The sequence below is a fragment of the Streptomyces sp. NBC_00435 genome (assembly GCF_036014235.1).
Taxonomy (GTDB): Bacteria; Actinomycetota; Actinomycetes; order Streptomycetales; family Streptomycetaceae; genus Streptomyces.
This window is the reverse complement of the sequence record NZ_CP107924.1, coordinates 2,931,561-2,956,549: the sequence shown is the minus strand read 5'-3', so window position 1 is coordinate 2,956,549 and position 24,989 is coordinate 2,931,561. Positions and strand designations below refer to the sequence as shown.

Below are 24,989 nucleotides of genomic sequence, written 5' to 3'. Positions count from 1 at the left end.
GGCGAGCTGGGCCTCGTACGCGTCCCGGGTCAGGGCCGCCCGTACGGCCAGGTCGCCCGAGTAGGGGCCGGTCGTGTCCAGGGCCACCACCCGCGTCAGGCGCGGGGAGTCGTCGTGCGCGGCCGCGTCCAGCGCGAGCGCGGCCCCGGCGGAGTGGCCGAGGTACTGCGGCGAGGTCCCGGCGGTGAGCCTCGAGGCCCCAGCCGGGACCGATCTCCGCCGCCGTCGTCGAGGGGAAGCGTCAGCCGGATCCAGCCTCCGCCGGGGAGGTAGGCGGCGGTGCCGGTGCCCAACGTCCGCTCGACGAGCGCCAGCAGCCCGATCCCGTGGGCGGCCGGGCCCGCCGCCCGGGCGGCCCCCTCGTCGCCGTGCTGTGGTGCCATGCGCGGTGCCCCCCTACCGGGTGATGGCCGGATGCCGTCACCGGGGGACACCTTCACCCGTCAGCGGGCTTCAGCCAAGTCCGGTGCCGCTTCGGCCTGTTCGGACCCGGCCCGGCGGCGCTTGCGCAGCACCCGGGTGGTGATCCAGGCACCCGCCAGTACCAGGAGGGCGCCGAGCGCGGGCCACGGCACGGCGAGGAGGTCCGTGGCCGATGCGGAGGCGAGGTCGGGGTAGGCGGAGGCCCCGGCGGTGATCTCGAGGGTGACCCAGTCCGACTGCGGCGCGTCGGCCCAGTCCTCGGTCAGCTCGATCCGCTGGCCCGGCAGGAGCACGAGCTTCAGTTCACGGGCCGGCCGGTCCAGCACCCGGCGCCCGAACAGGCCCTCGGCGGAGACCGTCACCTTCGGCTCGACGACTACGTTGCCCCGGTTGACGAGGGAGTAGGTGATCGTGGCGTGGGCGTCCTTGACCCAGGGCAGGAGCGGCGCCGACCGGTTGACCTTCACGTCCTCCACGCTCAGCCCCGGGGTCACCGGCCCCGGCACCCGGAAGTAGAGCCGGGCGCCGACCTGGCGCTTGACCCCGACCTGGACCTTGCCCTCCTGCTGGACGCCTTCCACCGCGGTGTTCAGGGCGACGATCCCGCCCACGTGGTCGCCGGGCGTCGCGTCGGCCGGCACCTTCACGGAGAACGGGAAGTCCTTGCGGCCCTTGGGCGGCACGGTGACGGTGGTCTTCGTCTCGGGCGGCAGTGCGATCCAGGTGCCGACGTCCTTGGGCTTCGTCTCGACCGGCAGCAACGCGAAGCCGCCGCCCACCGGGGTGTTCATGGCGTCGGTGGCGAATATCTGGAACGTCAGCTCCTTGTCGGAGGAGTTCACGATCGTCGCGCTGTCGCTGACGGTGGTGCCGGCCTCGCCCTGGTGGAAGAAGTACGCGCGGTCGGTCATCGCCGCACCGGCGGGCGGCGTCGGGAAGACACCCCAGGTGCCGTTGTCGGCGGCCGTCGCGGTTCCCGCGGGGAGCAGGCCCGTACCCAGCAGGAGGAGGAGAGTGACGAGCGGCCCGTAGAGGGAGGTACGGCGGGTGCGGGTGCGGGTGCGCATGGGCGGTTCTCCAGTCGGCGCGGACGGGGTGTCGGTGGGGCGGTGCCGGGGAAGCGCGGAAGGGTGGTGCGGCGCCGGAGCGCCGCACCACCCGGGTTGGAGCGGGGCCGTACGGGTCAGGCGATCGAGAAGGTGACGACCGACTGGTAGGTGTCCGCGAACATGAACGGCGGGAGCTGGATCATTCCGGCGCCGCCGACCTCGAACTCGCCACCGGTCAGGTTGTCGCCGCCCGCGCTCTGCGAGGCGACCTTCATCGGGGTGTCGGAGATCGCGCCGGGGGCACCGGCGGTGCAGGGGCTCGGGCTGTCGGCGTTGGTCACCTTGCAGGTCGGCTGGATGCCGATCTGCGCGGTGGGCATGGCGTGGCCGGTGACCGAGTTCAGGAACGGCGTACGGGTCACCGAGACGTCCCAGCCGAGGGTCCCGCCGCGGAAGTCCTGGACGGCCATCGCGGTGAACTGGCCGATGACGGACTGGGACTTGCCGTTGATGGTGACCTTGCCGAAGCTGACGGCGGGGTTGCCGGCCTGCGGGCCGATGGCCAGCGGGCCGGGCAGGACCTCGACGTCGACCGGGTTCTGTACGCCGGGCTGTTCCTTGATGAAGACGTAGTCCTTGTACGGGGCGATCGCTCCGTCGATCTTGATCTGGTCGGTGTCCACGTTGACGATGAGGCTGCACGTGGCGACGCCGGCCGCGGTGGCCGTGCCGTTGCCGGTCTCACCCGTGGCGGCACCGCCCTTGAGCCCGGAGCAGGTGACCGGACCCGCCGGGAAGTTGGCGCCCGTGACGACGACCTCCTGGCCGGCCTTGCCGCTGTTGGGCGTCAGCTTCGTGGTGATCGGGTCCTTGGGCAGGGCCTCGACCGCCACCGAGCCGAGCGAGGCGCTCGGGCGCGGGTTCGGCGTGCAGGTGGTCGTGAAGACCGATCCGCCGAGGTTCGCGTCGGTCACCGACAGGTCCAGGGCCACGCTGACCGCGGTGCCCTCGGTGCCGTCCGGGATCTTGATGGTGCCGGAGAAGCCGGAGGGGTCGAGCGGCTGTCCGGCGACCACGCTGACCGTCTCGGGCGGGCTGACGACCGTCTGCGTGGTCGACCCGACCTTGAGGGTGATCTTGGAGGTGTTCACCGTCGTGACGGAGAAGCCCGGGATGACCGGGCTCGCACCCGGGTCGATGGTGATCGGGACCACGTCGCCGGCCTTGGCTCCGTCGGGCAGCGTGATCGTGAAGTCCTGGTTGCCGGTCGCCCCGGCCTGGGGCGGCGGGGCAACGCAGTCCAGCTTCACGGACGTCGTCTTGGTCGCGGCCTGCGCGGTACCCGACAGGCCCACTACGGCGCCCGTCAGGACGAGGGACAAGGCACCCGTCCCGGCCAGAACTCTTCGTCGAAACGTTGTACTCACTGGGTCGCGACTCCTTCGTCATACGAACCCTCCCCCCACCCGCTGTGTGGGGGAGGTCGAGCCGGTGCGGTGGCCGACATTGACGCGTCGCGGTGATGAGAAGTCAATGACTTGCTTTCGCCCGAAGCACACAGAAATTGATGTGCCATCAGGTCGGGTGGGGCGGGGGCCGGGATACCGACCGGCCGGTGGGCGGTACGGGTGGGGCAGGGGGTACTTCCCGGGCGCTCCCGCCCCTGGTCGGAGCCCCTGGTGGGAGCGGGGTCCGGGCGCGGTCGGCCCGGTGCCCGGCCGTCGCCCGCCGGGGCGGGGAGGCCGCCGCCGGCGGGGATCCCCGTACGGGCTACTTGTCCGCCGGGACGTGCAGCAGGAGGTTCGGTGTGCCGGCCGGCAGGGCCGTGAGCCGGTCCCGTACGGCGTCCCGCAGAAGGATTTCGGCCACTTGCGCGGGTGTCGCGCGCGGTCCGCCGGCCGCCACGCTCCTGGCCAGTACCAGTGCGGCGGCGCCCGCCACGTGCGGGGCCGCCATCGAGGTGCCGGAGGCCCGCACGGCGGCCGTCGTGGAGCCCTTCCAGGCCGAGGTGATGGCCACGCCGGGGGCGGAGAGGTCCACGCAGGCACCGTAGTTGGAGAACGAGGCCAGCCGGTCCCCGGCGTCCGTCGCGCCCACGGTGAGTGCCTCCCGGACGCCGGCCGGGGAGCCGGTGCAGGCATTCTCGGCGGAGTTGCCGGCCGCCACGGAGAAGGTGATCCCGGACGCGATCGCCCGGGTCACGGCCTTGTTCAGGGCGAAGCTGGAGTCGCCGCCCAGGCTCATGTTCGCCACCGCCGGAGTCATGGGCGACTTGAGGGCGTCCTTCACCATCCAGTCGATACCGCCCGCGATGGCCGACAGGCTCGCCTCCCCGCGGCAGTCCGCGACCTTCACGGCGACGAGCGAGACCCCCTTCGCCACACCGTAGGTGGCCCCGCCGACGGTCCCCGCGACGTGCGTGCCGTGGCCGTTGCAGTCCGTGGCGGCCTCCCAGTACACGGCGTTGGCGCCCCATCTGGCCCGCCCGCCGAACTCCTGGTGCGCGGTGTTGATCCCGGTGTCCACGACGTACGCGGTGACCCCCTCCGCCTTGGTGGAGTACGTGTACGAGCCGTCGAGCGGGAGCGCGCTCTGGTCGAGCCGGTCCAGGGACCAGGGCGCGGGCGTCTGGACCAGGGCCACCGCGGGGGTGGGTGCGGGTACGGGTGTGGGCGTGGGCGCGGGTACGGGTACGGGCGCCGGTACGGGGGTGGGCACGGGTGTGGGCGTGGGTTCGGGGGTGGGCGCGGGCGCGGGTACCGGCGCCGGTACGGGGGTGGGCGTGGGCGTGGGTTCGGGCGTTGGCGTCGGCGCGGGTACGGGCGCGGGTACAGGCGCGGGCGCGGGTACGGGCGCGGGTACAGGTACGGGCGCGGGCGCGGGTACGGGTACGGGTACGGGCATGGCCGTGGGGGCGGGGGTGTCGTCGTCGGCGGGGCCGGTGCGGGCGCCGTCGATCCGGAAGATCGCGTCGGGTTCCACGGAGGCGACCCGGGGGTCGGCGGCGAGTTCGGCGGCGCGGGCGGCCGTGGTGCGGACGGCGAATCCGTTGAGAGCGGTGTCGTAGACGGTCCCGACGCGGTCCCCGGCGGCCTCGGCCTCGGCGGCGAGGGCGCGGGTGGAGGCGCGGGTGGAGGCTCGGGTGGCGCTGTCCTTGAGGACGACGACGTAGGAGGCGGTGGGGTCGTCGGTGGCGGCGGAGGCCTCGGCGGCGTACGGCGGCAGGACGGTGACCACCGCCAGCAGGGCGGCGGCCGGGAGCAGCGCGGTGAGTGGGGTCATGCGCCGATGCTCGGCGAGGCGGGGGCCGGCCGCGCGGAGGGTGCGCCGAGTGGCCCCACGACACGCCGCCCCAGGGGCGACACGGGCCCGGCGGGATCCGGAAGGGACGGTCTACGGGGCGATGGGCCAGCCGCGCATGGTGAAGACGCCCTCGTCGTGCGCGCCGGCCGCCCCGTAGGTGGCCAGCGCGGCCTCGTTGTCGGTGTCGACGCCGACCCACATGCCGTAGCAGCCGCGCTTCCCGGCCTCGGCGCCGAGCGCCTCGGTCAGGGCGCGGCCGATGCCGCGCCGGCGGTGTCCCTCGTCCACGGAGAGCTCGTAGAGGCACATCTCGGTGCCCTTGTCGGGGTGGCTCATCTCGACGCCGGAGACCATGCCGACGGGTGCACCGTCCACGTAGGCGATGAGCATCAGGTGCCCGGGGGAGGCGAGGAACCGCTCCGACCACTCCGTGCGGGCGGGGCCGTCGAAGAGGGCTTCGGCAGCTTGGAGTTCGGCGGGGGTGCGGGCGGGGCGGATGTCCATGAGGGTGACGATAATGGCCCGATGAGCAGGGAGGAGCGGGATTTCGACACGGCGTGGCACGCGGTGCCGGAGCCGGTGCGCGGGGCGCTCGCCCTCGCCTACGAGGCGCTGGCGGCCGGAGGCCTGGCGGTGGGGGCGGTCCTGACGGACGCGGGCGGCCGGACGCTCGCCGCGAGCCGCAACGAGGCGTACGAGGAAGGCCCGGGGACCGGGCCGCTGCGCGGTACGCCGCTCGCCCACGCCGAGATGAACGCGCTGGGGGCCGCCTCGCCCCAGGACTGGCTGCGCCCCCACGGAGCCCGTCTCGCGGAGCTGGCGGCGGCCCGCGAACCGCGCACGCGCTGAGGCTCACCCGCCGGGCGGGCGGAGCGGGGTCAGAGGTCCGGCGGGCCGGGTCAGCGGGTGGGGCCCGACGCTGCCTGCTGGGCCGGGGCGCCGTCCGGGGTCCTCGCACCGGGGGACGGGGTGCCGTCGGTCCAGGCGAAGACCTCCTTGCCGCGCACCGCGACCTGGTACTGGTAGTGGTCCCGGCACTCGGGCCGCTCCTCGGCACGGGTGCCGGTCGGCCACCACTTGGCCGCCAGCGACGTCCCCGCATGCTTCCGGGGCGTGCCCGCCGAGCACTGCGGGCCGTCCAGCGGGGTCGCGCCCAGGGTGAACCGGAGCAGCCGGGCATCACCGTCGGTGCGCGCCTTTATTCGGACGTTGGTCGCGTCCTTCGGCACCCACTCCGGGAGCACCCAGGTCAGCCGCCCGCGCGTCGGGGCGTCGGCGGCCGACGCGAAGCGCATGCCCTTCTCCTTGTAGACCCGGGCGTTGATCGTGTCGGTCACGGGGTTCTGCGGGAGATTGGGCAGGGCGACGGCGGCGGTGGCGAGAACTCCCACGGTGGCGGCGGCGATGACGAGCGGACGGCGGTTCATGCTCACGAGTATTCGCGGCGCCCGCCGTAACCCGCGTCCCTCCCGAGGACGAACCCGATCTCTGCCGAAAGGGTGACAAGGACTCATACCTGAGTCCCGTCTCTGTACTTCGGCAGAGGCCCGGATCCCTCGCGAGGCTCATGCCCCGGCCCCTCCCGGCCTCGGATAATCATCGATATGTCTGTCATGGGTCGCTCGCTGCTCCGGGCCGCCGCCGAGGCCTTCGGCGGGGGAGTGCTCGTCCTGGCCGCGTTCCGGCTGATCGACCAGGTCGGCGGTGCGCTGCCGATGCACACCAGGGCCGCGCTGACGCTCGTCGCGCTGGCCCTGTTCGTGGTGCGCCGCCGCTCTCCGGAGGTGGCGCTGCTCGGCATGGGCGTACTGCTCGGGGTGATGTCCTGCCTCGGCGTCCTGATGGCCGTGACCGCCTACACCGTCTCCCACCAGCTGGCCGGAGCCGGGCGCCGGGCCGCCGTGCTGTTCGGGGCCGGCGCGCTCACCGTGCTCACGGCCGGGGCGTCGGTGTACCGCGAGGGCTACGGCTCCTGGCAGTACGGGCTCACCCTCGGCGCGGTGCTCGCCGCGGTCGCCGTCCTCGTACCCGGGCTGGTCGGTGCCTCCGCCGGGCAGCAGCAGCGGCTCCTCGCCGCCCTGCGCGAGCGGGCCGCGGCGGCGGAGGAGAACCGCAGGCTCGCCGAGAGCGAGTCCCGCATCCACGAACGGTCCCGCATCGCGGCCGAGATGCACGACCTGGTCGGACACCGCCTCAGCCTGATCTCCCTGCACGCGGGCGGCCTCGAGATGGCCCTGCGCAGCCGCGGCGGAGAAGGCGCGGACGAGCTGCGCGAGAGCGCTGGGCAGGTGCGCACGGCCACCCGCGACGCCATGCACGAGCTGCGCGAGGCGCTCGGCGTCCTCGGGCCGCTGTCCCGGGACACCGGCACCGGCGCGCTCACCGACGCCACCGGGACCCGGGCCGACATCGAGGCGCTGGTCGCCGAGTCCCGCGCGGGCGGGGTCCCCGTCGGCTTCCGCTGGACCGGGCCCGACACGGTGGACCGGGAGGCGCGGGTGCGGCGGGCGGTGCACCGGGTCGTGCGCGAGGCGCTGACCAATGTGCACCGGTACGCCGCCGGGGCGGCCGTGGAGGTGCGGATCGAGCACACCGCCGACTCCGTCACGGTCCGCGTGGCCAACGGGGCTCCGGTGCGCCCGCCGGCCGCCGGATCGGCCGGATCCGCCGGCGCACCCGCGGCCGGGATCGGGACCGGCCGCGGTCTGAACGGGCTGCGCGAGCGCGTCGCCCTGCTCGGCGGCGACCTGACGGCCGGGCCGGATCCCGCCGGGGGCTTCGCCGTGCGGGCCCGGCTGCCCGCCGTCCCCCCGACGGCGGCGCAGACCGACGCCGAACGCGCGAAGGACCGTACGCCGGGACCCGCGGGCGCCGCGGCCCGGCGGTTGCGGCGGGCCCCGCTGCTGATCCCGCTCGCCCAGGCGGCCTCGGGGCTCCTCGGGCTGGCCGGCATCGGGGCCACCTTGATGTTCGGCCTCCAGTTCGTCGGCCAGGCCCGGCCGTTGAACTACTCCCCGCCGCGGCCGCCGGAACTCGGGATGACCCGGCAGCAGGTCGAGGCCGCCGGGGTCTACGACGAGAAGATGGCCCGCGCCGCGGCCGCCGGTCACGAGCCGGTCCGGCCACCGGGGGCCGGTGAGTGCGTGTACCCGTTCAGCCGGGAGACCGACAGCCGGGACCGGCTGGAGCTCACCCGGTACTGTTTCCGAGGCGACATTCTTATCCAAATCATCCGATTCGAGGTGCCGATGGTGCCGATGGGACCAGCGGCCCCGTCCTCGTCCTCGTCCGTCTCGCCCACTCCATCCGGGAGCTCACGTGAATGACCCGCAGGGGTCCTACCGGGCCGGCGGCCCCGTCCGGGTCCTGCTCGCCGACGACGAGCAGATGATCAGGGCCGGCGTACGGATGATCCTCAAGCACGCCGAAGGCATCGACGTGGTCGCCGAGGCGGCCAACGGGGCCGAAGCCGTGGAGCTCGCCGCCGTGCACCGCCCCGACGTGGTCCTCCTCGACATCCGGATGCCCGTACTCGACGGCCTCGCCGCGATCGGGCCGCTCACCGCGCTGGATCCGGCGCCGCAGGTGGTGGTGCTCACCACCTTCGGCGACGACGAGAACGTGGTGCGCGCGCTCGCGGCCGGGGCCACCGGGTTCCTGCTGAAGGACGAGGGCCCCGACGAGCTGATCAGCGCCGTACGGTCGGCGGCGAGCGGTGACGCCGTCCTGTCGCCCGGGGTCACCGGCACCGTCATCCGCCGCATGCTCCAGGGCGGTGGCGCCGGACGGGACACCGCCGCCCCTGCCGGTCCCGGGGCGCGGACGGCGGCGCGCGTCGCCGGGCTCACCGACCGGGAGCGGGAGGTGCTCGCCCTGCTCGGCGCGGGCCTCGCCAATTTGGAGATCGGCCGCCGGCTCGGCATCGGCATCGGCACGGTCAAGACGCACGTCGGCTCCATCCTGGAGAAGACCGGCAGTACGGGGCGGGTCCAGGCCGCCCTCCTCGCCCACCAGGCGGGGCTCGCCGAAGACGGCTGACCCGGCTGACACCTGCCCCAGCCTCCCCCGGCCGACCCGGTGGTACCCGCGCGCCGCCCCGACACCCGGGGTGGCGCGCGTCGTTGGAGAGGACGTGCGCCACCGCCCAGCCCCGGCCCCAGCCGCCCCTCCACACATCCGCGTCCGCGCCCGCGCCTCCGCGCTCGCCGCCTGCGCCGCCGCGGCCGTACTCGCCCTCGCGCCGCCCGCGTCCGCGGCACCGGGGGAGCCGCAGGCCCCACGGGTCCCGGCGGACAAGCCGCGGGTGCTGACCAGCTGGACGCAGACGACCGGAGCCAGCCAGAGCGCCTGGACCGCGGCGCGCGGGAACCGGGTCGCGTGGGCCGCCTACGGCTTCGACTGGTCCACGGACTACTGCACGACCTCCCCGGACAACCCCTTCGGCTTCCCCTTCCGCATGGCCTGTGCCCGGCACGACTTCGGCTACCGCAACTACAAGGCGGCGATGGGCTTCCCGGCGGCCAAGGCCCGTCTCGACGAGATGTTCCGCTCCGACCTGAACCGGGTCTGCGCGCGGTACACGGGAGTGCGCAGGACCTCGTGCGAGGGCACCGCCTGGACCTACTACCAGGCCGTGAGGACCTTCGGCGCCGCCCCGGGGGTGTCCATGGCGCAGCGGACTTGAGTCCTTCTCGACTGCGGCGGGGGAGAAGGGCCCATGCCGATGCATCCCTTGCGTTCCCTGTCCGTCCGCAACTTCCGCTGCTTCACCATCGGGCAGGTGCTCTCCGTCACCTGCGGCTGGATGATGTTCGTCGCCCAGGACTGGCTGGTCCTGTCGATGTCGGGCGACTCGGCGCAGACGCTCGGGGTGATCACCGCCCTGCAGTTCGCCCCCGTCCTGCTGCTCACCCTCTACGCGGGCCGGCTCGCCGACCGGTACGACAAGCGGCGCCTCCTGGTTCTGGCCAATGTCGCCGCCGGCGCGCTCGCCCTGCTCCTCGGTCTCCTGCTGCTGTCCGGGGCCGAGCGGCTGTGGCACATCTACGTCTTCGCGTTCGCCCTCGGCACGGTGTCCGCGGTGGAGACCCCGGCCCGGATGTCGTTCGTGAGCGAGATGGTCGGCCCCGACCTGCTGCCCAACGCCTCCGCCATGAGCGCCGCGTACTTCAACGTGGCCCGGATCGTCGGGCCGGCCCTCGCGGGCGTGGCGATCGGCCGCTTCGGCGTGGTGTCCGTGGTCCTGCTCAACTCGGTGAGCTATCTGGCCACGGTGTCCGCCCTGCTGCTGATGCGACCGCAGGAGCTGCTGCGCGACGGGATCCGGACGCACGGCGCCAAGGTGACCGACGGGCTGCGCCATCTGCGCAGCCGCCCCGACCTGGTGCTGCCGCTGATCCTCGTCGCGTGCGTGGGCCTGCTGGGCTTCAACTTCCAGCTGGCGCTGCCCCTGCTGGCCAAGACGGTGTTCCACACCGGGTCGGCCTCGTTCGGGATGCTCACCACCGCGCTGGCGGCCGGTTCCCTGGCCGCCGCGTTCGCGACCACCGCACGCAGCGGCAGGCCCTCGCAGCGCCTCGTGCTGGGCGCCGCCATCGGCTTCGCCGCGGTGGAGACGGCGGCCGGCCTGGCGTCCGGCTACACGGTGGCGCTGGTCCTGCTGGCCGGCACCGGCTTCGGGTCCGTCTACTTCGCACAGGCCGCCAACCACCGGATCCAGCTGGGCACCGACCCGCAGTACCGGGGCCGGGTGATGGCCCTGTACTCCCTCATCTTCCAGGGCTCCACCCCCGTCGGCGCCCTGGCCTCCGGGTGGCTGGCCGAGCGCTGGGGGGTGCGCGTCGTGCTCTGGGGAGGTGGGCTGGCGTCACTGGCCGTGACCCTCGTGCTGATCCTCCTGTTCACGGGGCACCGGCCGGATCCGGCCGGAAAGCCCGGCCCCGAGGACCGGACCCGGGACGGCGGAGACGGTGCGCAGGGGCGAAATGAAGCCACGCCCGGGCGCGGTTCGTCCCCGCTGCAGCCGGGCTCCAGGAAGACGCGAGCGAGGATCCCCACCTTGCAGCGGCGGGGCGACTGACGGTCAGGAGGCGCGGATGCCATATGCGGAGTGGTGGAAGAGGCGGACGGTGCTGGGCAGGGTCCGGCGCTGGCTCGCCGAGGCCCTGATGGCCTACGGAGCGACCTATCTCCACGGAGAGGGGCAGGAGGCCGCAGTGCGGATCCTGACCAGGCCCGCGCCCGCGCGGCCGGCCCCGCGGTACCTGCACGAGCCGCCGGCGGGGCACCCCGAGCGGCTGCGCCCGGACATCCCCCTCAGCGATCTCGAACTGGACCTGGGACGGCAGCTGATGGCCGCCTACCACCGGGGGGACGAGGAGGACTGGAGCACCGCCTGAGCCGGCCGGCCGCGCGTCGACCACCCGGGTTCGAGCTCCCGTCGAGCCCGGGGACCAACACTCGGTGGAGAGAATCCGGAGTGGTCTGAGCAGGGAGGGTGCGTCATGGACGGAGGCCGGGAACCGCTGGATCTGGCGGGCAGGGTCGCGTCGTACGCGGAGCGGTGGCCGCAGCGGGACGCCGTGATCCACGTACGGGGCGAACGGGAGAGCCGCATCACCTACGGTGAGCTCGCCCTGCGCACCCGGCGGCTGGCCTCCTGGCTGGCCGGTCGCGGTGCGGCCGGGCAGCGGGTGGTCGTCGCCGTCGAGGACGGGCCGACGGCGGCCGTGGCGATGCTCGGCTGCCTGCTCGCGGGGGCCGTGGCCGTCCCCGTACCGCCGCCGTCCGCCTCGCGCGCCGCCGCCCAGCGCACCGCGGCGATCGTCAAGGACGCCAAGGGACTGCTGGCCCTCACCGAGCGGGCCTACGCGGCCGAGCTCACCCAGAGCCTCTCCCTCGCCGGGCTCGGCACCACGGAGTGCCGGGCCGTGGACGCGGAACTGCCGCTGCCGGACGCGGACCCGCTGCCGGACCCGGAGCGGTCCGGCGGGGGCGCCGGCGCGGTCCCGTCCCCGGCCCGGGCCGGGGACGAGGCGCTGCTCCAGTACACCTCCGGCTCCACGTCCCAGCCGCGCGGCGTGATGGTGACCCACGGGAACCTCGCCGCGACCATGGCCGCCGTCCAGGAGGCGATCGGCACCGACTCGGACTCACGGATCGGCGGCTGCCTGCCGCTCCACCACGACCTGGGCCTGATCGGGCAGCTGCTCCACCCGCTGTGGCTGGGCGCCACCGCCGTGCTCATGCCGCCCACCCTGCTCGTCCGCGATCCGGTGCGCTGGCTGGAGGAGATCAGCCGGCACCGGATCACGGCGGCGGCCGCGCCCGACTCGATGTACGCCCGCTGCGCGGCGCTCGTCACCGACGAACGGCTCGCCGGCCTGGACCTGTCGGGTTGGCGCACCGCCGTGAACGCGGCCGAACCGGTGTCCGGCGCCACCCTGCGGGCCTTCGCCGAACGGTTCGCCCCGGCCGGCTTCGACCCGGCGGCGCTCGTCGTCGGGTACGGGCTCGCGGAGGCCACCCTGCTGGTGGCCGTGTCCGCGCCAGGCGAGGCGGTACGCGGCGCCGGCCGGGCCCCGGTGAGCTGCGGGCCGGTGCGCGGGGTCGAGGTCCGCGTGGTCGATCCGGAGAGCTGCGTGCCGTTGCCCGAAGGAAGCGTGGGGGAGATCTGGGTGCGCGGGCCCGCCGTGACGGCCGGGTACTGGAACCGGCCGGTGGAGACGGCGCAGACGTACGGCCGGCGCACCCCCGCGGGCGAGGGCGGTTTCGTGCGCACCGGCGACCTGGGGATGCTGGCCGACGGCGAACTCGTCGTCACGGGACGGCTCAAGGACGTCATGCTCGTCGACGGCGCCGCCGTGCACCCGCACGACGTGGAGCGGGCCCTCCTCGACAACGGCCGCTCATTCGTGTCCGCAGCCGTCTTCGCCGTGAGCGAGCCGTCCGTGCCCGACCGCGTGGTCGTCGTCCAAGAGGTGCGGCACAGCGTCCACACGACGCCGGACCACCTCATGAGCACCGTGCGCCGCAGTCTCGCCGAGGAGTTCGGCGTCACGCCGCACGAGGTCCTCCTCGTCCGGCCGGGGACGGTCCGCCGCACCACCAGCGGCAAGATCCGCCGCTCGGCGGTGCGGACGATGTACCTGCGCGGTGAGCTGAGACCCCTGTACGTGTCCGGTCAGGCGGGCGGATGAGGGGGCTGACGGAAGTGCGCGACCAGGAAGGCGCCGTGGCCGTGGCCGGGGACACCGCCGTGCGCGGGGACATGCCCGTATGCGGGGACACCGCCGTGCCGGAGGCGGACGCGTTCGACCGCGCCGGCAGGCTCGACCGGATGCTCGGGGACCCGTTCGACCCGGCCGGCCCCGTGGGGCTCGGGGCGCTGCTGGACGCCGACCGGGTCGGCGCCCGCTGCGCGGCGGGCGAGGCGATGCTCGACGGGTTCGGGCTCGGGGCCGAGTTCGTACCGGTGGCCTCGGGCGGGCGGCTGGAGCGGGCCGACGGGCTCGCGGCGGTCCTCGGGGCGGTGTTCCGGCGCGACCTGGCGCTGGGGTTCGGGCACGGGATGACCTCGCTGTTCGCGGCCACCCCGGTCTGGGCCGCCGGGAGCGCGCGCCAGCGCGAGGCGGTGGCGGGGCTGCTGCGCGGCGGTGGCCGGGCGGCGATCGTGCACCACGCGACGGCGCACGGCAACGCCCTGCTGACGGGCGAGGTGATCGCGACCCGGCCGGAGCCGGTACCGGAGCCGGGGCGGGGCCGGGGGCGGGGTCCGGGACCGGGGTTCGTGCTCGACGGCCGCAAGGAGGCCGTCATGAACGCCGACCGGGCGGGGATGTTCACCGTGTACGCCCGCAACGGCGGGGCCACGAACGGTCCGGGCAGCCACTCGGTGCTGCTGCTCGACCGGGACGGCTTCGACCGGGCCGCCCACGACGCGGCCGGCGCCGCACCCCCCGGGGCCGGACCGGGCCGCGCCCGCAGGGTGCGGATCCTGGACCGGCACCCCACCGACGGGCTGCGCGGCGGCTACATGGGCGGGCTCGAACTCCACGGCCACACCGCGCCCGAGGACGCCCTCGTGGGCCACGAGGGCCAGGGCATGCGGCTGGCCCTGCAGACCACCCAGCTCAGCCGCGCACTCATCGCGGCCGCCCTGGTGGCCGGCGCGGACACCGTGCTGCGCGCGGCCGTGGCCGCCGCGGCCCGCCGGGCCCCGGGCGGCATCGGGCGCCGCTTCGGCGGGGTCCTCGCCGGGGTCCTCGCCGACCTGCTGCTGTGCGACAGCGTGACCCAGGGCGCGCTGCGGACCCTGCATCTGGTGCCGCACAGCGCCCATTTGACCTCGGCCACCGTCAAGTATCTGGTGCCGGAGGTCATCCGGGACGGCCTGGAGGACCTGGCCCAGATCCAGGGCACCGCCGGCCCGGACGGCGGGCCCGGCGGGGCCCAGCTGCGCAAACTGCTCCGCGACATGCCCGCCGCCGGGCTCGGCCACGCGGGCACGGCGACCTGCCAGGCCGTGCTGGTGCCGCAGCTGGCGCGGCTCGCGGGCCGTTCCTGGTTCACCGCGCCCGAGCCGCCGCACGGGCTCTACACGGCCCGCCCCGGGCTGCCGCCCCTGGACCTGGGCGCGCTCGCCGTGGCGGGCGGCGAGGACACCCTGGCCGCCGCCCTGGTGCACGGGGCCCGGCGGGTGCTGGACCGCAGCGCCCCCGGACCGTACGGCCCGGTGCTGCGGCGGCTGGTCACCGCGTTCGTCGGCGAGCTCGGGCTGCTCCGCGAGCGGCTGCGCTCCCTCTCTCCCGACGGCCGCCCGGTGGCGCCGGGGCCGGCCGTCTACTCGCTGACCGACCGCTACGTCCTCGTGAGCGCCGCCGGCGCCGCCCTGTCCACCTGGGAGTGGCGCAGCGGCACCGGCTCCTTCGCCGCGCACCCCTCGTGGCTGGTGCTCGCACTGCGGCGACTCGGGCACCGGCTGGGGATGACCGGACTGCCGGAACTGCCCGCGGTGGCCGGGGAGCGCGTGCTCGACGAGGCGCTCGCGCGGTGGCGCACGGGACGCTCCTACGATCTGCGGGCCTGCGCCCTGGAGGTGGAGCGGCCGTGACCGGCGTACCGCTCGCCGCGCCCGTCGAGATGCCGGGACCGGACGTCCCGTGGGACCGCGTGCTGGAGGACATGGCCCGGTCGGGCACCGCGGTCGCGCACGCCCGCTGGACCGGCTGGCTGCCGCGGGACCTCGACTCGCCCCGGCTGCGCGCGAGTCTGGGCCCCCACGACTGGCGGCGGCACGGGGCGATGACCAACCCGGCCGCCCGTGCCCGGTTCGTGGCGACCCGTCTGCTCACCCGGTACGCGGCCGCCGCGGTGCTGCGCGTCGCCCCCGACGAGGTCGATCTCGCCTACCGGCCGGGCGGCCGCCCGTACCTGCGCGGCTGCGACCAGGTCGAGGTGGCCCTCACCCACACCGGCGACGTGGCGGCCGTCGCGCTCAGCCGGCGCGGCCGGATCGGTGTCGACATGGAGCCGCTGGTCCGCCAGATGTCGTACGCGGGGCTACGCCGTCTGCTGTGCACCCCCATGGAGCGCGACACGATCGGAGCGATGCCCGAGGCGGAGCGCTCCGACGCGCTCCTGCGGCTCTGGACGCTCAAGGAGGCCTACACCAAGGCGATGGGTCAGGGAATGCGGATGGGATTCACCGGATTCGGATTCGACCAGCGCAGCGGGGACTTGGTGTCGCGGGACGGGACGCCGCTCTCGCCCGGCGAGTGGTCCTTCGCGGCGTACCCGATCCAGGGCACTCACCTGCTGAGCGTGGCGGGCCACACCGCCGGCTGGGAGACCTCGGCCGACACGGCGGCCGCGAGCATGCTCGATTCCGGGTTCCTCGACGAAGTGACCCGAGCCCTACTGGAAGTGATCGAGTAGACTCGCGAGGTGGTCGATTTTCCGTCACGGACGAGGAACGGCCGTCCCAGTACAGGGGACTTGTGGATGTATGGAACATCCATCGCATCCATCGCAGGGCCGTGGGGCTGCCGGGAGCGCTCGCGCGGACCACGCCGCCTCACCGCCACGCGGAAGCAACGGGGGAACGGGGAAAAGTGGTCAGTGTTCTGATTGCCGAGGACATGCTCATGCTACGCAGGGCGCTCGTGTCGCTCCTGGAACTGGAACCGGACATCGAGGTCGTGGCCGAGGTGGCCAACGGTCTGGACATCCTTCCGCAGGCACAGAAGTACCGTCCGGACGTCGTGGTCCTCGACATCGACCTGCCGGGCATGGACGGCATCACGGCCGCGGGCGTGATCAGCAAGGAACTGCCCGGTTGCGGCATCCTCATGCTCACCAACCTGCACCGCACGGGGAACCTGCGCCGGGCGCTCGCGGCGGGGGCCTCGGGCTTTCTGCACAAGGACACCGACCCGGACCGGCTCGTCGCCTCGATCCGCGCCGTCGCGGAGGGGCGTCAGGTCGTGGACCCCGAACTGGCCCTCGCCGCGCTCCAGGACGGTCCGCAGCCGCTGACCCCGCGCGAGCTGCAGGTACTGCGGCTGGCGGCCGAGGGCGAGGAGGCGGCGCAGATCGCGGTCCGGCTCTTCCTGTCCGCCGGAACGGTGCGCAACTACCTGACGAACGCGGTGACGAAGCTCGGCGCGCGCAACCGGGTGGACGCGGTGCGGATCGCCCGCGACGCGGGCTGGCTCTGAGGAACCGCTCCGGGGGACGGCCCCCGGCGGGCACGTCCGGCGGGTCGACCCGCCGGACGTGCCCGCCGGTCAGGCCAGCGCGCCCTGTTGTTCCTGCAGCGTGTCCTCGGTGGCGGGCAGCATGATCTCCGCCGTCAGGGCGAACCAGCCGTCCTCGCGGATCTCCGCGCTCAGCCTGCCCCCGTGCTCCTCGACCCGTGCGGTGAGGTTGGAGATGCCGCTGCTCCCCGTGGCGTCCGTGGCCGGGATGCGGCCAATGCGGCCCACACCGTCGTTCGTGATGCTCAGCCGCACCACCGCGCCGAGCCGGTCGCCGGTGATCTCCACGTTCTCCGCCTTGCTGTGCCGCAGCATGTTGGTCAGCCCCTCCCGCAGCACCGTGGCGAGCACCGTGTCCGCGGCGGTGGGCAGTTCACCGCAGTTCAGCAGGACGCTGGTGCGCACGCCGAGCATCGAGAGCATCGACTCCGCCGTCGAGGCCTCGACGGCGAGTGACATGTCCCGGTAGCCGCGGGCCACCGTGCGGACGTCGGCCAGGGCCTGACGCGCCGTCCGGAGGATCTCGGTGAGCTCCTCCTGGGCCCGGTCGGGCTGCCGGGGTACGAGGCGGTAGGCCAGTTCGCACTTCAGGGTGATCGCCGAGAGGCTGTAGCCGAGCAGGTCGTGCAGGTCGCGCGCGAACCGCAGCCGCTCCTGGGCGATCGCCAGGCGGGCCAGTTCGGCCCGCGAGTCGTCGACCTCCTTGACGAGTTCGCTCAGCCGCGAGAGGCCGTACACCACGAGGGAGGTCAGGATCGTGGCGACGGTCGTGTACGCGATGTCCGCCGTGCTGACGCCGAAGCCGGAGACGATCACATCGGTCGCCACGATCTCCGCGGCGAACAACGGCCAGGCCAGTGCCGCGGGGAGCAGCAGCAGCGTGGACGCGGCGAGGAACCCGGGCATTCCGAGCCAGGCCCTTCCGAGGAAGAGGAACGGCCCGTAGGTGAGGCAGCCCTGCGCGATCAAGGTCAGCCTCTGCGGCTTAAAGGACAGCACCTTTTGACGTGCGAAAGAATGCAGCACCTGAGTGGACAGCGTGGCCAGCAACAGCAGGATCGCGGAGATCAGCGTGATCGGAGTCAAATGGGCTGCGAGGAGATACGTGGCCGCGATTCCGAAGAATCCGCACAGGACGATGGCGGTGATACCGGTGGCGACACGCGGAGCCAGGTCACGGGCCCGCTGTTGTCCGGTATCTGTGGATGGTTGTTCGACATAGGTGTTCACATGCATATTCGCCCCCTAGCCGGCGGGGCTTCCGCCGACGCGAGCGAGCATAGATGATGTCCGGCCTCCGTGGCCTGACACGTTGTCGCGCATTTGTCGCACCGGAAATTTGTTGAGAAGTGAATCATTATCGGGCGGTGGCGGAATGTAAGAATCCTATCAATTGGCGCGTGGGAGGCCGAGGATTATTTCTCCGACGCTCGGCTCCGCCAGCCAGTCCAGCCCCAGGGCGCGCGCCACCAGGCCCACGTCACCGGCCGTCAGCGCGCAGGCACCCAGCCCCATCGCCGCGCAGGCCAGGTAGATGGTCTGCTGCAGCGCCCCCACCTCCTTGAGCACGCTGGTGTAGACGACCGGTCCGTGGCGGGCGGACCCCCACGGCATCCGGGCCGTCAGCAGGACGAGCATCGGGGGTAGTTCGCCGAGCCCGGCCAGCGATCCGGCGTCCGCGAGGATCTCGGCCAGGGCCAGGGGGTCGCCGTGCACCGGCTGGAGACGGTGTTCCAAGGGCTCGTAGTGGTACGCGCCAGGGAGCAGCCCGGCGCAGCGCACGGCCACCACGTAGATCTCCAGGCCGTAGCCGCCGCCGACGCTCGGATAGGGACGGCTCGTGCGCCACGGGAGACCGGGGTCGTCCGCCGGCGGCGGGAGTACGGCCCGCACGCGCGCGGCCCGGTACAGCAGTTCGCCGAGCTGCCCCAGGTCCGGGCCCTCGGCCGCGAAGCTGCGGGTGGAGCGGCGGTCCTCCAGCACCTGGGCGAACGACGGGTCGTCGGAGCGCAGGCGGGCCAGCGAGGGCCGCTCCAGGCGCACCGAGGCGGCGCCGTCCGAGGGCTCCGCCGGCGGCCGGGCGGGGGCGCGGCCGGCCAGGGGGTACGCCGCCCCGAGCTCCGCGTCGTGCCGCCCGGGCCGGCTGCGCGCGTGCAGGAACAGCTCGGCCGGGCTCCAGCCGGTCAGGGCCGGGTCGGAGTCCTCCGCGTACCCCGTGCCGTCGAACGGCGTGACCATGCCGGCGGCCGCCAGATAGGCGTGCACGAGCCGTACCGCGCGCTGCTCCAGCGGCTGCCGTCCGGCGAGCAGGCCCGAGGTGTCGCGCCCGCCGCCGAGCTCACCCAGCACCCAGCTGACCCCGGGGTGGTGCACTTCGACGCGGTGCTGCGACAGGGGCGACTCCAGGTGCAGTCCGCGCCCGGCGCTGTGCAGCACCGCGAAGCGCGACAGCCGCTGCCCGGTGGGGTGCCAGGGCCGGTCGGCGGGCGGGGGGCACGGTTCGAACCGGGCCTCCGGCGTGATCGGCACCACCGAGAGCAGCGGGGTGCCGCCCACGGCGAGCGTGCGCACCACGCAGTTCTGCACCGTGGCCAGCTCCTCCCGCAGGGCCGCCACCTCGAGGGGGAGCACGGCCGTGTCGGTCTCGCAGAGCACGGGAGGGAACGGCGCCAGCACATTGGCGGGGGAGACGGGGCCGAGCGTCATCCGGCGCAGCAGCTCCACGAAGTACGGACCGGGGCGCTCGATGCGGGTCGTGCCCCAGCTGGACTCCAGGACGACGGCGGCGCGGCGCCCGTCAGCGCGGACGGGGCCCGCCGGCCCCGCCGGACCGGCGGGGCCGATCGGGTTCCAGGTGCCCTCGTAGCGGAGCGTGGAGTCCGTGCGCAGCGCCCACAGTTCGGTGATGTCGGTGCCTGCGAGCTCGTCGATGCGCATGGGGGGACCGTCCGGGCGGAGAAGGGGGTGTGCGCGGGGGCGTCACACGAACAGGGGGGTGGGGTTGAGCCGGTCGTAGGGGAGCGGGGCCGGGAGGCGTCCGAGCCGTACGGGTACGTCGTAGAGACGGCCGGGGGCCAGGCGCGCCCAGTGCGGGCGCAGTCCCGGCACGACCACCTTGGCCACGGGAAGTCCCACGTCGGGTCTGGTCTGGTCGAGCACCAGCAGCTCCAGGCCACGATCGGCGAGCAGGCCCTGGAGGAGCCCGACGTCCTCGGTGACGTCGGCGGTCGCCACCGGGCGTCCGGTCACCACCGGGGCCGCCGGATCGGGTCTGAGGTAGGGCAGGGCCTCGGCCGTGGCCGTGCGGAACCAGCGCAGCGCCGCCGGGTCCGTCGAGCCGTAACCGGAGCCGTCGGGAGCCGAGTCGACCACCGAGGGCATGAGCTGGTTCAGCTCGGTCAGCGCCCGGCGCAGGGCCACGGCCGGGTCCAGGTGCGCGCCGAAACCGAACACGATGTCCTCGGCCGCGCGGTCCGTACGGCGGGACAGGGCGGCCACGACCGGTATGCCGAGGTCCGTGGTGAGGTCGAGCGCCCACACCTCGCGGCCCAGCCCCCGGTGCAGGGTGCGCAGTTCGCCGATCCACGGGTCGTCCGCGCGGTCCAGGTCCACACCGGGCTGACGGGTGCGGTTGTACCACCATAAGGCGACCGCGTCGCGCTCGACGAGCTCCAGGGTGCCCTGCAGGACGGCGTCCTCCAGGGTGGCGCCGGCCGCGGCGCCGTTGGAGCTGGCCCAGCAGTACGCACGCCCCGGGGCCTGCGGGGCGTTGAAGTAGAGGAGGGCCGTCGGCAGCAGCCGGGTGCGCCGCTCGGTGAGCGACCAGACGGGCGTCCAGTCGATCTCGGCGGTCTCGTCGAAGGGGTCGCAGACCTGCTGGAAGGCGCTGTGCCGGGCGTTCCAGCGCCTGCGGTCCTCGAACTGTCGGGGGTGGAAGAGCTGCACGGCGTCGGGATGCACCGCGTCCGCCGCCAGGCTCCGGAAGCTGCCGCGCTCCGCGGGCTCGTCACCCTGGTGGAAACCGCTGTGCCGCTCCAGGGCCTCGCACAGGGCGCTGACCTTCGCGTGCAGCGGGGTGATGCCCTTGCCGGAGCTGGTGTGCCGCAGGCCCGCGCGCAGCGCGCCCAGCCCCGGGGTGCCGGTCACCGGGTTGTGCCCGGCGTGGAAGCTGTTGAGGGCCTCGGGTCCGCGCGGGTCCCGGCGTATCTCGGCGACCAGCCCGGTCAGCGGGTCGACGTGGTGGCCGTAGCGGGCCATGACCTCGGCCGGTGACGAGGAGCGGTGGCCGCCTCCGGAGGTGTCCCGCTTGGGGCGCGGGGCGAGCCGGACCGGCCGGCGCACCTGGCGCGCCACCAGCCCGGGGTCACCGCAACCGGCGCACTGCGGGCGCCGCCTGACGGGATGGTGCACTGCCGTGAGGGTCAGGGTGTCCAGGGTCCACAGGGAAGCCTGGTGCGCGTCGCGGTGTCCGGCCAGCCACTTGGCCGCCTCCAGGGCCGCCAGCTGGAGGCCGGCGCGCCGGGCCGCGGGCAGTGAGGTGCTGGGGCGCGGTGCGGGCCCGGGGCGCGACAGGAGTCGCTGTACGTGGGCCTCCGCCTGTCGTCCGCGCCACAGCCGGTCGGCGAGGCAGGTCCAGCAGGGCGCCCCGGACTGTGGCCGTCCGCCGAGGAAGGGGCCCGCCCAGATCTCCGTGCCGTTCACGAGCACCGGGAACCACGGGACTCCGTCGGCCCGCGACTCCTCGTCGACCAGGGCGAGTTCGGGGTTGAGGTAGTCGTCGCAGACCACCGCGGTCAGGGCGGCCGGCGTCCCCTCGCAGGCGAGGCTCAGCTCGGCACCGCTCAGGGCCGCGCGCAGCTCGGCCGGGTCCGTGCCCGCTCCGACCGCGAGGACCCGTACGGCGGTGGCGTCGAGCGCCCCCGCGGCGGCCGCGCCGTCCACGCCCGCGAGCTCCCAGTAGGTGCGCTCCGCGCAGTGTCCGGGCTCGACCGCGCGGCGCAGCAGTCCCGCCCGGTCGAGCTGGCCCACCAGCCGCTCCACCTGTACTCCGGGGAGCAGGCCCGCGCACGCGGCCCGCAGGGCGGCCAGATCGCGGGTGCCGTCGAGCAGCGGGGCGAGGACCGAGATGGCAGTGCCGTGCAGTGCGGTCACCCGCCGGTCGGCGATCAGATAGGCCGCCTCGCCCGGCACCGACTCCACCTGGAGGTGGGGCTTGAAGCCGATCAGCGGTGCGGTGGCGGCACGCTGCACGGGCGCCATCAGAGGGTGCGGGCCGAGACGGCGGTGTCGGACTGGAGGTCGTGCAGGGAGGTGACCCAGCAGATGCACAGGTTGTAGTCGCCCACGGAACGGGTTTCCTGGACCAGTTCCTCTATGACGAGGTCGTCGAGGCGGTCGCCGTACGAGGCGGTGATGCTGGTCATCGGGGTACTCCAGAGTGGTGAAGAGACAATGAGAAGAGCGAACTGGCGGTAATGGACGCCGGGTTGCTGGACTCGCGCCCCGCGGACCTCCGGGCCGGCCTGCCTCGAAGGTCCCTTGAGCGATGGCTGAAGTCTCTCCGTGGCCGGTCCTGACTGCCCAGTGCCCTGTTCACGAGTGACGGCATGAAAGTTTCACGGGTCGGACCGGTACGGACCCATCGCCCGTCAGGTACGGCGGCACTGGCCCCGGAGGCGCCGCCGGGGCGATGGTCGGGGTGTGCATCGAGGGGTCATGACGGACCCCGGTCCCCAAGGACCCGTTGAGGCGCATCTCCAGAGAAGACGAGGGGTAATCGACCGTGGACATCAAGGTGCTGGGGCCGTTGACCGCGGAAGCGTGCGGCCAGTCCATCGTTCCCACCGCGGCCAAGCCGCGGCAGATCCTGTCCCTGCTCGCCGTCCACGCCAACCACGTGCTGCCGGTGCCGACCCTGATGGAGGAGATCTGGGGCCACGCCCTGCCGCGGAGCGCCCTCACCACCCTGCAGACCTACATCCTGCAGCTGCGCCGCAAGCTGGTCGCCGCGTACGGCGTCAGCTCCGCGGAGATCTCCCGGGACATCCTGGTCACCCGGCACGGGGGCTACCTGCTCCAGATCCAGCCGGGCGCCGTCGACGTCCACGAGTACGACCGGCTCGCCGCCGCCGGCCGCGAGGCCTTCGACCACGGCGACGACGAGTCGGCGTCCCTGTACCTGAGCCAGGCCCTGAGCCTGTGGCAGGGGCCCGCGCTGGTCGACGTACGCACCGGGCCGATCCTGGAGATCGAGCTGGCCCGACTGGAGGAGAGCCGGCTGTCCACGCTGGAGCGCCGCATCGAGGCGGAGCTGCGCATGGGCAAGGACGCCATCCTGCTCGCGGAGCTCAGCGAGCTGACCGCCCGCCACCCGCTGCACGAGGGCCTGCACGCCCAGCGGATGGTGGCGCTCTACCGCTCGGGCCGGCCCTGGCAGGCGCTGGAGGTCTTCCAGCACCTGCGCTCGCGGCTCATCGACGAGCTGGGTCTGGAGCCCTCGCCGCGCGTGAAGCGGCTCCAGCAGGCGGTCCTCTGCGGAGACCCGGCCCTGGAGTACGACGGGACGCACCGGCGCCGGGTCCTGGACCTGTTCGCCGCCTGAACCATCTCCCGTCCGTCCGGCGGCTCCCCCCCGCCGCCGGACCCGTCCGAGCCCCGCGACCCGGCATCCCCCCATGGCCGGGTCGCGGGGCTCGCGCATGCCCGCGTCCACAGGCGGGCGGCGGGAGCGGCCGGCCGGCCGGGTCCAGCGGCCTTCGAGGGCGTGTCGAGGAACGGTGGCGATGGTGCATCGGCGGTCCAGCCCGGGCCGCGGGCGTGAACATCCGTTCTTGGGGGTTGCTTTGTCCGACGTTCACGACGTTCACGAGGTTCCTGACGTTCCCGATGCATCGGACGTCTCAGGCGGTTCCGGCGTTCTCCGTGCGTCGGACCTGCGCATCATCGATCTCTCCTCTCCCGTGGACGCCTCCTTCTGGGAGCCCGACCCCGTGATCCACGAGATCCTCACGCCGGCCGAGGGCGCCCGGCACATGGCCGAGGAGATGAAGACCCACTTCGGCATCGACTTCGACCCGGCCGACCTGCCCGGCGGTGAACTCCTCTCGCTGGACACCCTGACCCTCACCAGCCACACGGGCACGCACGTCGACGCCCCCTCCCACTACGGCTCCGTGGGCGACTACGGGGTGCCGCGCCACATCGACCAGATGCCCCTGGACTGGTTCCTGCGGCCCGCCGTGGTCCTCGACCTCACGGACTCGGGCACCGGGGTCATCGGAGTCGAGCGGATCGAGAAGGAACTGGCCCGGATCGGCTACCGCCCGCAGCCCCTCGACATCGTGCTGCTCAACACCGGCGCGTCCAAGTACGTGGGCACCCCGCGCTACTTCACCGACTTCGCCGGCCTCGACGGTCCGGCCACCGACCACCTCCTCGACCTCGGCGTACGCGTCATCGGCACGGACGCCTGGAGCCTGGACGCCCCCTTCGGGCACATGCTGCGCACCTTCCAGGAGACCGGCGACCGCTCGGTGCTGTGGCCCGCGCACTTCGCCGGGCGCCGGCGCGAGTACTGCCAGGTGGAACGCCTGGCCAACCTCGACGCCCTGCCGCGGCCGTTCGGCTTCCAGGTCTCCTGCTTCCCCGTGAAGATCGCGGGCGCCGGCGCGGGATGGACCCGTGCCGTGGCCCTCGTAGGACCGTGAGCGGCCACCCCGGGCCGCCGCTCCTGCTCTGCTTCCACCACGCGGGCGCCGGAATCTCGGCGTTCTCCCGCTGGCAGGGGCAGTTCGCGGCGGAGGCCGAGGTCGTACCCGTCCTGCTGCCGGGCCGCGACGCCCGGATCCGGGAGCCCCGGGTCACCGGACGGGCCGCCCTGCTCGCCGAGCTGGAGGTCGCCGCCGCGCTCACGCGGGGCCGCCCCTACCTCCTGTACGGGCACAGCCTCGGCGGCCTGGTCGCCTACAGCTTCGCCGCCGCGCGGGAGGCCGCCGGGGACCCGCCCCGGGCCGTGGTGATCGGGGCGGTGCTGCCGCCCCACCTGCGTTCCCCGCTCGCCCTGAGCGCCGAACTGCCGGACACCCCGCTGCTGCACCTCCTCGTACGCCAGGGCGTGCTGCCACCGGAGGCGGCCGACGAGGAGCGGGGATCCGACCTCTTCCGGCGCCGGGTGCTGCCGCCCCTGCGCGACGACCTGCGCCTGGCGCAGGACCTCATCCGGCGCGCGGACGTCCCGCTGCGCGCCCCGGTGGTGGCCGTCGCGGGGGCCGAGGACCCCGTGGCGCCGCCCGAGGGGGTCGCCCAGTGGGCGCGCTACGCGGCCGGGGACTTCCGGCTGCGCACGGTCCCCGGCGGCCACCTCTTCGTACGGGACAAGACGCTGCCCGGCCTGCTGCGTGCGGAACTGGGCGGGATCCTCGCGGGTCTCCGGCCCGAGTCAAGCGCGGTTTGAGCACGT

23 protein-coding genes are annotated in these 24,989 nt (G+C 74.0%); 13 read left to right on the top strand and 10 right to left on the bottom strand.

All coding sequences use genetic code 11. The annotated features are described in order from the left end of the window. Positions 1–95: 95 nt before the first annotated feature. The 5 genes from OG389_RS13595 to OG389_RS13575 all read right to left on the bottom strand — a co-directional run bounded on the left by OG389_RS13595 (position 96) and on the right by OG389_RS13575 (position 5,279). Positions 96–383, bottom strand: coding sequence for a hypothetical protein (locus OG389_RS13595; RefSeq protein ID WP_328298739.1), 288 nt, complete (start codon positions 381–383; stop codon positions 96–98). A gap of 60 nt (positions 384–443) precedes the next feature. Then, positions 444–1,490, bottom strand: coding sequence for a WxL protein peptidoglycan domain-containing protein (locus OG389_RS13590; RefSeq protein ID WP_328298738.1), 1,047 nt, complete (start codon positions 1,488–1,490; stop codon positions 444–446). 116 nt (positions 1,491–1,606) lie between these two features. Then, complete coding sequence (locus OG389_RS13585; RefSeq protein WP_328298737.1) at positions 1,607–2,899, bottom strand: hypothetical protein; 1,293 nt, start codon at positions 2,897–2,899, stop codon at positions 1,607–1,609. A gap of 343 nt (positions 2,900–3,242) precedes the next feature. Then, positions 3,243–4,754 carry a S8 family peptidase gene (locus OG389_RS13580; protein WP_328298736.1) on the bottom strand — a complete coding sequence of 504 codons (1,512 nt, stop codon included), beginning with the start codon at positions 4,752–4,754 and terminating at the stop codon, positions 3,243–3,245. A 111-nt stretch (positions 4,755–4,865) separates the two neighbouring features. After that, the gene (locus OG389_RS13575) at positions 4,866–5,279 is read right to left on the bottom strand and encodes a GNAT family N-acetyltransferase (RefSeq protein ID WP_328298735.1); all 414 of its coding nucleotides are present in this window, start codon (positions 5,277–5,279) and stop codon (positions 4,866–4,868) included. A 21-nt stretch (positions 5,280–5,300) separates the two neighbouring features. On the opposite strand from OG389_RS13575, the gene OG389_RS13570 reads away from it, so the two are divergent. Continuing rightward, on the top strand, positions 5,301–5,624 hold the full coding sequence (locus OG389_RS13570; protein WP_328298734.1) for a hypothetical protein: 324 nt from the start codon (positions 5,301–5,303) through the stop codon (positions 5,622–5,624). A 50-nt stretch (positions 5,625–5,674) separates the two neighbouring features. On the opposite strand, the gene OG389_RS13565 is transcribed toward OG389_RS13570, so the two are convergent. Further along, on the bottom strand, positions 5,675–6,202 hold the full coding sequence (locus OG389_RS13565) for a hypothetical protein (protein WP_328298733.1): 528 nt from the start codon (positions 6,200–6,202) through the stop codon (positions 5,675–5,677). A gap of 177 nt (positions 6,203–6,379) precedes the next feature. Here OG389_RS13565 and OG389_RS13560 point away from each other — a divergent pair, with 177 nt between their 5' ends. The 9 genes from OG389_RS13560 to OG389_RS13520 all read left to right on the top strand — a co-directional run bounded on the left by OG389_RS13560 (position 6,380) and on the right by OG389_RS13520 (position 16,492). Beyond that, complete coding sequence (locus OG389_RS13560) at positions 6,380–8,101, top strand: sensor histidine kinase (RefSeq protein ID WP_328298732.1); 1,722 nt, start codon at positions 6,380–6,382, stop codon at positions 8,099–8,101. Between the two features lie 61 nt (positions 8,102–8,162). Then, a complete protein-coding gene (locus tag OG389_RS13555) occupies positions 8,163–8,813 on the top strand; it encodes a response regulator (RefSeq protein WP_443059427.1) in 651 nt (216 codons plus the stop codon). A 136-nt stretch (positions 8,814–8,949) separates the two neighbouring features. After that, positions 8,950–9,459, top strand: a complete 510-nt coding sequence (locus tag OG389_RS13550) for a phospholipase (protein ID WP_328303755.1) — start codon at positions 8,950–8,952, stop codon at positions 9,457–9,459. A gap of 33 nt (positions 9,460–9,492) precedes the next feature. After that, positions 9,493–10,854: an MFS transporter gene (locus tag OG389_RS13545; protein ID WP_328298730.1), complete on the top strand. Its 1,362-nt coding sequence runs from the start codon at positions 9,493–9,495 to the stop codon at positions 10,852–10,854. Positions 10,855–10,870: 16 nt separating this feature from the next. Continuing rightward, positions 10,871–11,173 carry a DUF6059 family protein gene (locus tag OG389_RS13540; RefSeq protein ID WP_328298729.1) on the top strand — a complete coding sequence of 101 codons (303 nt, stop codon included), beginning with the start codon at positions 10,871–10,873 and terminating at the stop codon, positions 11,171–11,173. 105 nt (positions 11,174–11,278) lie between these two features. Continuing rightward, the gene (locus OG389_RS13535; RefSeq protein ID WP_328298728.1) at positions 11,279–12,973 is read left to right on the top strand and encodes a fatty acyl-AMP ligase; all 1,695 of its coding nucleotides are present in this window, start codon (positions 11,279–11,281) and stop codon (positions 12,971–12,973) included. Next, positions 12,970–14,886, top strand: coding sequence for an acyl-CoA dehydrogenase (locus OG389_RS13530; RefSeq protein WP_328298727.1), 1,917 nt, complete (start codon positions 12,970–12,972; stop codon positions 14,884–14,886). Before OG389_RS13535 ends, OG389_RS13530 begins: the two co-directional genes overlap by 4 nt. After that, entirely contained in the window at positions 14,883–15,710 is an 828-nt protein-coding gene (locus tag OG389_RS13525) for a 4'-phosphopantetheinyl transferase family protein (protein ID WP_328298726.1), read from the top strand. Before OG389_RS13530 ends, OG389_RS13525 begins: the two co-directional genes overlap by 4 nt. Positions 15,711–15,886: 176 nt before the next feature. After that, positions 15,887–16,492 (top strand): response regulator transcription factor, encoded by a 606-nt coding sequence (locus OG389_RS13520; protein WP_328298725.1) that lies wholly within the window; start codon positions 15,887–15,889, stop codon positions 16,490–16,492. 69 nt (positions 16,493–16,561) lie between these two features. Here OG389_RS13520 and OG389_RS13515 read toward each other — a convergent pair whose 3' ends face one another. From OG389_RS13515 to OG389_RS13500, 4 genes are all read right to left on the bottom strand, one after another. Then, positions 16,562–17,767: a sensor histidine kinase gene (locus OG389_RS13515; protein ID WP_328298724.1), complete on the bottom strand. Its 1,206-nt coding sequence runs from the start codon at positions 17,765–17,767 to the stop codon at positions 16,562–16,564. 153 nt (positions 17,768–17,920) lie between these two features. Continuing rightward, entirely contained in the window at positions 17,921–19,468 is a 1,548-nt protein-coding gene (locus tag OG389_RS13510) for a SagB family peptide dehydrogenase (protein WP_328298723.1), read from the bottom strand. A 42-nt stretch (positions 19,469–19,510) separates the two neighbouring features. Further along, positions 19,511–21,790 carry a TOMM precursor leader peptide-binding protein gene (locus OG389_RS13505; RefSeq protein WP_443059264.1) on the bottom strand — a complete coding sequence of 760 codons (2,280 nt, stop codon included), beginning with the start codon at positions 21,788–21,790 and terminating at the stop codon, positions 19,511–19,513. Then, the gene (locus OG389_RS13500; protein WP_328298721.1) at positions 21,790–21,954 is read right to left on the bottom strand and encodes a hypothetical protein; all 165 of its coding nucleotides are present in this window, start codon (positions 21,952–21,954) and stop codon (positions 21,790–21,792) included. The genes OG389_RS13505 and OG389_RS13500 overlap by 1 nt, the downstream gene beginning before the upstream one ends. 359 nt (positions 21,955–22,313) lie before the next feature. Here OG389_RS13500 and OG389_RS13495 point away from each other — a divergent pair, with 359 nt between their 5' ends. The 3 genes from OG389_RS13495 to OG389_RS13485 all read left to right on the top strand — a co-directional run bounded on the left by OG389_RS13495 (position 22,314) and on the right by OG389_RS13485 (position 24,983). Next, positions 22,314–23,132, top strand: a complete 819-nt coding sequence (locus OG389_RS13495) for an AfsR/SARP family transcriptional regulator (RefSeq protein ID WP_328298720.1) — start codon at positions 22,314–22,316, stop codon at positions 23,130–23,132. A 331-nt stretch (positions 23,133–23,463) separates the two neighbouring features. Beyond that, complete coding sequence (locus OG389_RS13490) at positions 23,464–24,237, top strand: cyclase family protein (protein ID WP_328303753.1); 774 nt, start codon at positions 23,464–23,466, stop codon at positions 24,235–24,237. After that, the gene (locus OG389_RS13485; RefSeq protein ID WP_328298719.1) at positions 24,234–24,983 is read left to right on the top strand and encodes a thioesterase II family protein; all 750 of its coding nucleotides are present in this window, start codon (positions 24,234–24,236) and stop codon (positions 24,981–24,983) included. Before OG389_RS13490 ends, OG389_RS13485 begins: the two co-directional genes overlap by 4 nt. The last annotated feature ends 6 nt before the right edge of the window (positions 24,984–24,989 follow it).